Genomic DNA, 9,446 nt, shown 5'->3' on the forward strand with positions numbered 1-9,446 from the left:
TCTTCGCCAGATCCAAGCCAATTGTGCTAACCTCTCCCATGGACGCCTCCCTCAAGTGGTGCAGTTCAACACCTCCACTTTGGCACACCGAGGCCGTTGGGGGGCGTCCACCTCATCAGAACCCACGGGCATCGTCTGGCAGATTCCCGTTGGAAAGAGTGAACCTGCCGGGGCTCCATTCCTCGGTGCTCTCCCACGTGTGCCAGTCCAATCTTGGGCCGGCTACGACTGTTAAGTTATATGCCCGACGTGCAGGAGCGACGAATTCATTGCGTCATCCGGTGAAGCCGGCTCAACACGGGTCAGGCCGCGCCGAGGAACTGCCGCAGCTCCGAGGTGCGCGGCTTGGCGAAGACTTCTTCCGGAGGCCCCACTTCGTGAACGCGGCCCTGGTGCATGAACACGACACGGCTGCACACGTCGCGGGCAAAGCGCATCTCATGGGTGACCATCATGAGGGTCATGCCATCGGCCGCGAGTTCCCTGACTACGGCGAGCACCTCGTTGACCAGCTCGGGATCGAGCGCCGAGGTGATCTCATCGCACAGCAACGCAATCGGCTGCATCGCGAGCGCACGGGCGATCGCCACCCGCTGCTGCTGGCCACCGGAGAGCTGATCCGGATAGGCGTCAAACTTGTGGCCGAGCCCGACACGGTCAAGCATCGTGCGGGCGATCGCTTCGGCCTCCGCCTTCGGCGTCTTCTTCACCACCATCTGCGCGAGCATGACGTTGCCGCCCGCCGTATGGTGAGGAAACAGGTTGAACTGCTGGAAGATCATGCCGACTTTCAGGCGCAGCGCCTTGAGATGCACGTCACCCGGGAGAAGCTGCGCCCCGGCGACCGTGATCGAGCCATCATCAATCGTCTCCAAGCCGTTGATGCAGCGTAGCAGGGTCGATTTGCCGGATCCGCTCTTGCCGATGATCGCGATGACCTCGCCCCGGTCCACATCGAGGTTGATGCCCTTCAGCACTTCGTTGTCCCCGAAGCGCTTTTTCACCTCAGTGATGGCGATCAGCGACATTGAGCTTCCTTTCGAGGATTTGACTGCTCTTCGAGAGCGGCCAGCAGAGAACGAAGTAGATGAGGGCGACGAGACCGTAGACGGCAAAAGGTTGGAACGTGGCGTTCGTCACGACCGAGCCAGCCTTCGACAGCTCCACGAAGCCGATGATCGACGTCAGCGCCGTGCCCTTCACGATCTGGACGGAAAAGCCGACGGTCGGCGGGATGGCGATCCTGAAGGCCTGTGGGAGAATGACGTAGCGCATCTGCTGCAGGTGGCCCATGCCAAGACTTCCTGCGGCCTCCCATTGTCCCCGCGCGATCGCTTCGACGCAGCCGCGCCAGATCTCGGCAAGGAAGGCTGCGCTCCACAAGATCAGCGCCAGCCCCGCGGCGAGCCACGCAGGCACCTCAACCCCGAGCAGGCCAAGGCCGAAGAAGGCGAGGAATAGCTGCATGAGCAGCGGCGTGCCCTGAAAGAGTTCCACATAGCCTTTCGCGAAGGATCTTCCGGCCTTGATCCGCCCGATCCTCCAGAACAGGATCGCCAAGCCGACGATGCTGCCGCCGACGAAGGAGACGAGCGAAAGGGCGAGGGTCCAGCGCGCTGCAAGGAGCAGGTTGCGCAGGATGTCCCACGTGCTGAACGCCATCATTAGGCAGACCTCCTCGGGAATAGAGCCCACCCGACGCTGCGGAGGACCTGCCGCAGGAGGATCGCGAGAAGGAGATAGATGAGCGTCGACACGATGTACGTTTCGAAGGCCCGGAAGTTGCGCGACTGGATGAAGTTGGCGGCGAAGGTGAGATCTTCCGCCGCGATCTGGGAGACCACGGCCGATCCCAGCATCACGATCACAACCTGCGAGGAGAGGGCGGGCCATATCCGCTGAAGGGCGGGGACGAGAACCACGTGCCAGAACGTCTGAAAACGGCCCATGGCCAGGCTGGCGCCGGCTTCGAACTGGCCCCGCGGCGTCGATTGGATGCCAGCCCGGATGATCTCGCAGCTGTATGCCCCGAGATTGATCACCATGGCGAGGTTGGCGGCTTGGAGCTCAGACATCTGAACGCCAGCGGAAGGCAGCCCGAAGAAGATGAAGAAGAGCTGGATCAAGAAGGGCGTATTGCGGATCAACTCGACATAGGCGCCGACACCCGGTCGAAGCCACTTCGGCCCGAGGCTGCGCGCCCAAGCGCAGGCCGTGCCGAGGGTGATGCCGAGGACAGCCCCCGCGACGGTGAGTTCGAGGGTGATCGCGATGCCCTTCAGGAGGATGGGCAGGTATTCCGCTAGCCAGTTGAAGTCGAACTGATAAGTCATCTGCGGTCCGGTCTCATGGCGGGAGAGGCCGCGCGGCCATGACCGCGCGGTCTGGATGGTCTGGTTAGATGCCGGCCGGAAGCTCCGCCCCAAGCCACTTCTTGGCGATGGCGTTGAGCGAGCCGTCCGCCTTGGCCTCGGCAATGATCGCGTTCACCTTTTCCAGAAGCCCGGCCTCGTTCTTGTTCAGGCCGATGTAGCAAGGGGAGTTCGTGATCAGGAACTTGAGCTCTGGACGTTTCGGCGGGTTGCGTGCCAGGATGGCGGCCGCAACCACGTTGCCGGTGGCGATGACGTCGACCTGCCCGGTGAGGAACGCCGTGATCGTCCCGTTGTTATCCTCGTAGCGTTTGATGACCGCACCCGATGGCGCCACCTTGGTGAGTTCGAGATCCTCGATCGCACCTCGAGTGACTCCGACGGTCTTCCCGGTGAGATCCTCAGCCTTGGTCACCGCCACCTGCGCCGGCGCGAACAGGCCGTTGAAGAACGGAGCGTAAGCGGCGGAGAAGTCGACAACTTTCTCACGGTCAGGATTCTTGCCGAGGCTGGAGATGACAAGGTCGACCTTGTTCGTCTGAAGATAAGGAATGCGGTTGGCGCTCGTCACCGGAATCAACTCGACCTTGACGCCCATCTTCTTTGCAATGAGCTTCGCCATGTCGATGTCGTACCCGACCGGTGCCATGTCGGTGCCGACGCTGCCGAACGGCGGGAAATCCTGCGGCACAGCAACGCGGAGCGTCCCGCGCGAGGTGACACCAGCCAGAGCATCCGCCTTGGCGGGTTGCTCGGACCCGAGCACTGCGACGGTGCCCAGCGCGGCTGCGGTGATTGCGGACAGAAAAGTTCTGCGTTTCATATATGGTTCCTTTCTCGGTTGAGACGCAAGTCAGCTGTTCTTTTCAGGTGCTGGGGGTGACAGGATTTCCCGCAGTCCAGCGAGGTGGTCGGGCTTGGCCGTGAGGTCGAGACTGCTTTCGACGCGGTCGATGTGCTCGGCCATCAGAACGGCTGCACGGTGAAAGTCCGCCGCCTCAAGAGCATCGACGATGCCGGCATGGTCGTCGTTGGAGGCCACCGCGTCCTCGGTCGACTGGTAGAGCATCGAGACGAGCACGGTGCGAGCGGTCAAATCCTGAAGAATATCGGTCAGCAGTCGGTTGCCGACGGTATTCGCCAAGTGGACGTGAAAGTCGCCGAGAGCACAGGTTCGCGCGTGGGTGCGCCCCGCCTGGATTTCAATCCGCTCCTGCTCGATATGTCGCCGAAGTTCGGCAAGTGCCTCGGGGGCGACGTTTGCGAGGGAGCGGAGCAGGCCTGTCTCGACCACCTTACGTGCATGGAAGGCTGCCCGGGCCTCCGCGGCTGACGGCTCGATGACAAACCATCCCCGCCGGGCGCTGACACGGACGATGCCGCGCGCCTCCATCTTCATCATCGCTTCGCGAACGCGCGTCCGCGAGACGTTGAAGAGCTCGGCGAGGATGGATTCGCCGAGCCGGGCACCAGGCTGTAGCTTGCCGGCGAGAATTGCGGCGATCACCGTCTCTTCGATGTTGGGCTGAACGGCCATTCAATGGTTCATCACAGTTGCATACAAGCTCCATCGCCGCGTCCAGAAGCAAGAAGCATACCAACGATGGTGAGGTGCCATCCGCGCTCTTGGCGGAGCGTTAAGGGAGGCTCCAGACGCGATCTTCGGGCGGCAATGTGCCCAAACATGCGCCAAAGAGGGCAAAAAGCAGTCGCGGAGGGTCCCTCAACTCAATCGAGTAAAGGCCGTTTTCTGCTGTTTTCAGCCATTCCCCGGCAGGTCTAAGCTATTGAAAATGGTTCTGTCGCAAACTCAAAGTATAGGCATTTTTCAGCGCCATCTTCGGTCATGGCCGCGGCGCTAAGCCGTTGAATCTACAGCAGCCGGCCAGCGCCAGCTCGCCGGTATGGGCAAGTAAAAACTGGGTTTGCGACAGAACCATTTTTTGCAGGAAATCGACAAGGTTGACATAATTGCGATGCAGATTGCAGAAGTAAAATTGTGATATTTACTATAATTTTGTTGCATTTTATAAGATAATATTTCTTTTTACTATCCAATGCCATGGCGCTTAAAGTGGGCTACGGGATCGGGGCAATTTCGGCGTAAATTTCCAAAATGGCGGTACAATAGACACGCGTTATATTTAGACGGAGAGTATGCGTGCGGATCTGATACTTTCAGCAAAGGTGCCTGTCATTAAACAGGGCAAAGAGTTGCTTTTATCCGCCTGCTGCGCATGGTCGCCGGTGATCGCCGCAGCGGCCATGGCCCTGTCCTCCGTGAGCGTTATCGCAAATGCCCTGCGCCTGCGTGCAACGAGGCTGTGATGCAGCGACACGGATAGCGTCGGGCGGCACGTTGACCATGCTGGGCAAGGGGAGGCGGCTGGTGTAGGTGCCAATGGCGGATCGACTCGTGGGAGTGGTCTCTTGAATGCACCGCATCGGCGGCTCAACGAGGGGCCGCGGGAAGATGATAGCCCGGCGCAACGCCTGCTCCACCAAGCGGAGGTCGCAGCGGAGCGGCAGACCGGCATCCTGCGTGTTGCGATTGGTGCGGGACTGCTCGTGGCATTGGAGTTGGTTGCCCTCCATGTCCCCCAGGGAGCGACTGACACCCTCCGCGAAATCGACGCGGCGCGGATCACCGTGATCGGCTTGGCCCTTGTCGGCGTCTTTAGCCTGGTGGGTCTGCGTCGCGGGTATCCGGTCCAGCGGTTGTCCTACGTGACGGCGACCGCAGATGCCATTTTGATCCTGGGAAATCTCAGCTTCAGCCTGTTTGCATTCGGGATCCCGGGAAACTTCTTCTCGCTCTTCCCTGGTGTCTGGATCGTTCCAATCGCCCTTGCCGCCACCGCGCTGCGCTACCGACCGGCATTGCAGATCTATGTCGCACTCCTGTACGTCGTCGGCCTGACCGCGCTCATGCTGCTGGCCGGCATTATCCCGGTCGAGCGACGTGCAGCGGTCCTGGCGCAATTCTCCCTGGGGTTCGGCCTTCCCCCTAACGCCATACGACTGGTCATGATCGCGATAGCGGCCACCGTTCTTGTCGTCGTGGCGAGCCGCGGACGCCGCTTGCTCCAGGAAGCTGTCCGGGAAACGACGGTGCGCCTCGATCTCACGCGATTCCTGCCGCAGGAACTCGCCCCGATCCTGACCGACCCGGCGTTCTCGGAGTTGCGGACAGGGCGGCGCCAGACGGTCGCGCTCCTCTTTGTGGATGTGCGAGGCTCGACAGCCCTGGCCGAGCATATGGATTCGGCCCGCTTCGCCACCTTCATGAGCGCGTTCCGGCGCCGGGTCATGGATGCCGCCGACCACCATGGCGGTGTCGTCGACAAGTTCATCGGCGACGGGGCGCTGATTGTCTTCGGCCTGCCTTACCCATCGCCCGATGACGCAGCCCGGGCACTGGCATGTGCCCGAACGCTCGCTGCCCTCATCGTCCGCTGGAATGCGAAGCGGCAATTCGATCCGCCTGTGGCGGTCGGGGTCGGAGTCCATGCGGGCGAGGTCTTCTGTGGCGTTGTCGGGGACACCAGGCGTCTTGAGTTCACCGTCATGGGCGACCCGGTCAATGTGGCAGCGCGCCTGCAAGAGGCAACGAAGGAGCACGGCACGCCCATCCTTGCCTCTGATGCGATCGTACAAGCCGCGGGCGAGGAGGGCCTCTGGCGTGAGGTGGTCCGGGTTCCGTTGCGAGGCCGTCGCGAGGTGTTGGGATTGATGGCTCCCCTGGCATCCTGAGCGCTCAGAGAGGAGGAACAGTCGCATCAGGCGGGCACGTCTCCGGACCGTGAGGAGGCTACCCCGAGCTTGCGCTTCAGACGGTCGTTTTCAGCACGCAGAACCGCAAGCTCGTTGCGCATCGGCGCGAGCGCCTCACGGATCTCGAGCTCCGTGAACCTGGGGGTGATGTGCTGCGGGCAATTCCAGTCGAAAGCCTCGACCGTGATGAGAATTGCCCGCTCGACCCGACCTGGATAATCCGGAACTGAGACCCTCTCCGCGAGCTTTGAATCCGCCCGGGCGTCCACGACCCGCATGCGTCCGAAGATCTTCAAGCGACGCTGGTGGGCATAGTCCATGAGGAAGAGGGAGACACGGTCATTCCCCGCGGCATTGCCGATGGACACGTACTGTCTGTTGCCGCGCAAGTCCGCATAGCCGACCGTGTGCTCGTCCATGACCCGCAAGAAACCTGCCGGTCCGCCGCGGAATTGGACATAAGGCCATCCTGTCTCGGACACGGTCCCGAGATAGAACCCGTCCCGACTTGAGATGAACTCGGCTTCGGGCGGGCCGAGCCGGTCATTGCGGACCGGACCGTCCGATCCGAGCGTGCCATCGAGCCTGGCGTATTGGGCGGCGCTCCCGTAATGCTCGCGTGCCGCCTTCACCGCTGGCGTCGAGACGATCTCAAGATACTTGTGAAGCATGATCGCCTCCTGCGTGCTCATGGCTTAGTCGTCGGACCTCGAACCGGCCGTACGATCAGTTCTGATACGCCCACGCGGCTGTCACCCAGCGAAGATGGCCATTGTCGGAGACGATCCGACCGAGACCGGGAAAGGGCATGTGCGTTGCCGCCATCAGTGCGCCTTCCTCGGCGGCACGCGGGAAGAAGCGGGCTCGCATGGCCTGGGCGGCGGCACGGTCCTGTTCGAAGAGGAAGTTGACGTCGGTGGTTGCCGGATGAACGACCGGGAACAGCATGTCGGACACCATCAGGAGGCTCTGCCCGGCATCCGCAACGCGGACCCCGATGTGGCCTGGCGTGTGACCGGTGAGGTCGACAATGGAAATGCCGCGCACGATCTCACGCTCGCCGTCAATCGCTTGCAGCTTGGGATACAGGCGCACGACGTCAGCGGAGAGCTTGAAGCTGTTCTGGAGATAATCAGGGGCGGCAGCCCGCTTGGCCGGATCCGTCCAGTGGGCGACATCGCGCCTGTCAATGTAGAGCTCGGCTCGGGGGAAGTTCGCCTTTCCTCCCGCAACGAGGCCTCCGATATGATCCTGGTGCATGTGGGTGACGATCACGGCATCAATCTGATCACGATTGAGCCCCAGGGCGGCGAGCGCCTGCGGAAGCTGACCTGACTGTCCGAGCGATCCGGCCGGTCCGGTGTCGATCAGGATCCGCTGATCCCCATCCTCGATCAGGTACTGGTTGAACAGAAACCGGATCCCGGAGGGTTGGGCTGAGAACTGCGCTCTTGCCTCGGCTTCCACCTCTTGAGCTGTCCGTCCGGGAAAGTAGCCGAAGGGCATATCCGCATAGCCATCGGAAAGAGCAGTCACCGTGAAACGACCGATTTGCACCTGGGCAACTGGCATCACTCGGACAGGCGTGAGCCCTGAGCTCGAGTTCGCGGCGGCGGCCCGTGTGGGCTGGATGCCGGCGACAAGAGCGGCGGTGGGGAGGCCAAGAGCAAAAGCCCGGCGGGAGAGATCAGTCATCATTCGCTCCACTGGATCAGCGTTCGGCAGCACAGCCCAGCTTTGCTGAACTGCCATGGTAGGTCGCCGAAGAAGCTATCCCTCTCACGTGATGATCGGTATCCTGATAATGTGGGACTTAGCCTCTCGAAAAATGGAAGGATCAATGGATCGTTTGGATGCCATGGCGGTGCTGCTCACCGCTGTCGAAGAAGGCAGTCTGTCGGCCGCGTCCCGGCGCCTGCGCATCCCGCTCGCAACCGTCAGCCGCAAGGTGGCGGACCTGGAAAAGCATCTACGGACCCAACTCATGGTCCGGACCAGCCGGCGCGTTGAACTCACGGATGCCGGGCGTGCCTACGTGGTGGCGGCCAAGGGCATTCTTGAGCAAGTGGAAGAGGCGGAGCGCGCCGCCGCCGGCGAGTACAGCGTCCCGCGCGGGGAACTGCACGTCACTGCCCCGGAAGTGTTCGGACGACGACACGTGCTGCCAGTTGCACTGGAATTTCTTGCCGACAACCCTGAAATCACCCTGCGGCTCTTCCTCGCCGACCGGCAGGTCAATCTGGTCGAGGAACACATCGACGTCGCGGTGCGCATCGGGCATCTCGAGGACAGCGGGCTGATTGCGACTCGTGTCGGCTCGGTCGAACGGGTGATCTGCGCAAGCCCAGCCTACCTCGCGCGCCGTGGGACGCCGCAGACACCGGAGGATCTCAAGGAACATGACGGGATCACGTTCCGCGGCTTCCCGATTGCGCCCGAGTGGCGTTACCGGAGGGACGGGGCAGCGTTCGCGGTCGAGCCAAGGACACGGCTTGCCGTCAATACCACGGATGCCGCCATAGATGCGGCCCTGGCCGGCCTCGGCATCATCCGTGTGCTCTCGTATCAGGTCGCTGACGAGCTGGGATCCGGCGCCCTCCAACCCGTACTGAGGGAGTTCACGCCGGAGCCGTTGCCGGTGAGCCTCGTCTACCCTGACGCGGGCCTGCTTCCGCCGAAAGTCCGAACGTTCCTGAACTGGACGGCCCCAAGGCTCCGGGCCCGTCTTTCCAGTCACGGATAACCTCAGGTGGCGCGGGCAAGGGCGCATGATGCGCAGCAGCCCACCCCATCCGGAGGCAGGCGTTCAAGGGAAGATCCGTTGTTCTTGGGTGTCCCTCAATGGATATCCCGGTCCCAGCCATGTGCTCGAGTTGGCGGGGCCACTCGCGCTGATTGAGGCGCAGCGGCACCGCACGCTGCAACTCTTCGATGCCATGACGGCGGAAACGATCCCGATCGGGGAGCGGCTGATTGCACAGGAGATCGAGCTGGACCGCCTGTTCTCGGGACGCACCGCGACGATTGTGAACCTCACCGACGCCACGGCCGCCATCGAGGCGACGCAGGCGGCGCTTCGGGCAGCCCATCTGAAGTACCATCTTGCCACGGTGGCGATCCTGACCACGGAGCAGGTCCGGCAGTATGGCGGGTTGCGGGGCTACTTCCGCGTTCATTAAAGCGCTTTTGATCTGGGCTTGAATCCCTTCGGGTGGTCTGTGCGTTGATTGGGATATGGCCCGGGAGGCGAGCCATGCCCCAGCCCTATTCTCCCGATTTGCGCGAACGTGTTCTTGACGC

Annotated in this window: 11 protein-coding genes; 4 read left to right on the forward strand and 7 right to left on the reverse strand. The window is 62.2% G+C overall.

Annotated features, from left to right (window positions below):
- Positions 1-302: 302 nt before the first annotated feature.
- From ACS5Q1_RS44515 to ACS5Q1_RS44535, 5 genes are all read right to left on the reverse strand, one after another.
- Entirely contained in the window at positions 303-1,028 is a 726-nt protein-coding gene (locus ACS5Q1_RS44515; protein ID WP_473104218.1) for an amino acid ABC transporter ATP-binding protein, read from the reverse strand.
- Positions 1,006-1,665 carry an amino acid ABC transporter permease gene (locus ACS5Q1_RS44520; protein WP_473104219.1) on the reverse strand — a complete coding sequence of 220 codons (660 nt, stop codon included), beginning with the start codon at positions 1,663-1,665 and terminating at the stop codon, positions 1,006-1,008. Before ACS5Q1_RS44520 ends, ACS5Q1_RS44515 begins: the two co-directional genes overlap by 23 nt.
- Positions 1,665-2,333, reverse strand: a complete 669-nt coding sequence (locus ACS5Q1_RS44525; protein WP_473104220.1) for an amino acid ABC transporter permease — start codon at positions 2,331-2,333, stop codon at positions 1,665-1,667. The genes ACS5Q1_RS44520 and ACS5Q1_RS44525 overlap by 1 nt, the downstream gene beginning before the upstream one ends.
- A 64-nt stretch (positions 2,334-2,397) precedes the next feature.
- On the reverse strand, positions 2,398-3,195 hold the full coding sequence (locus ACS5Q1_RS44530) for a transporter substrate-binding domain-containing protein (protein WP_473104221.1): 798 nt from the start codon (positions 3,193-3,195) through the stop codon (positions 2,398-2,400).
- 30 nt (positions 3,196-3,225) lie between these two features.
- A complete protein-coding gene (locus ACS5Q1_RS44535) occupies positions 3,226-3,909 on the reverse strand; it encodes a GntR family transcriptional regulator (protein WP_473104222.1) in 684 nt (227 codons plus the stop codon).
- Between the two features lie 620 nt (positions 3,910-4,529).
- Between ACS5Q1_RS44535 and ACS5Q1_RS44540 the strand changes: the two genes are divergently transcribed.
- Both ACS5Q1_RS44540 and ACS5Q1_RS44545 read left to right on the forward strand, forming a co-directional pair.
- Entirely contained in the window at positions 4,530-4,700 is a 171-nt protein-coding gene (locus tag ACS5Q1_RS44540) for a hypothetical protein (RefSeq protein ID WP_473104228.1), read from the forward strand.
- Positions 4,701-4,802: 102 nt separating this feature from the next.
- On the forward strand, positions 4,803-6,125 hold the full coding sequence (locus ACS5Q1_RS44545; RefSeq protein WP_473104223.1) for an adenylate/guanylate cyclase domain-containing protein: 1,323 nt from the start codon (positions 4,803-4,805) through the stop codon (positions 6,123-6,125).
- A gap of 26 nt (positions 6,126-6,151) precedes the next feature.
- On the opposite strand, the gene ACS5Q1_RS44550 is transcribed toward ACS5Q1_RS44545, so the two are convergent.
- Positions 6,152-6,817, reverse strand: coding sequence for a pyridoxamine 5'-phosphate oxidase family protein (locus ACS5Q1_RS44550; protein ID WP_473104224.1), 666 nt, complete (start codon positions 6,815-6,817; stop codon positions 6,152-6,154).
- Positions 6,818-6,872: 55 nt separating this feature from the next.
- Positions 6,873-7,841, reverse strand: a complete 969-nt coding sequence (locus ACS5Q1_RS44555) for an MBL fold metallo-hydrolase (protein WP_473104227.1) — start codon at positions 7,839-7,841, stop codon at positions 6,873-6,875.
- A 145-nt stretch (positions 7,842-7,986) separates the two neighbouring features.
- Between ACS5Q1_RS44555 and ACS5Q1_RS44560 the strand changes: the two genes are divergently transcribed.
- On the forward strand, positions 7,987-8,889 hold the full coding sequence (locus ACS5Q1_RS44560) for a LysR family transcriptional regulator (protein WP_473104225.1): 903 nt from the start codon (positions 7,987-7,989) through the stop codon (positions 8,887-8,889).
- A gap of 88 nt (positions 8,890-8,977) precedes the next feature.
- Positions 8,978-9,325 (forward strand): hypothetical protein, encoded by a 348-nt coding sequence (locus tag ACS5Q1_RS44565; protein WP_473104226.1) that lies wholly within the window; start codon positions 8,978-8,980, stop codon positions 9,323-9,325.
- The last annotated feature ends 121 nt before the right edge of the window (positions 9,326-9,446 follow it).

It is taken from the genome of Microvirga sp. GN3 (assembly GCF_055792825.1).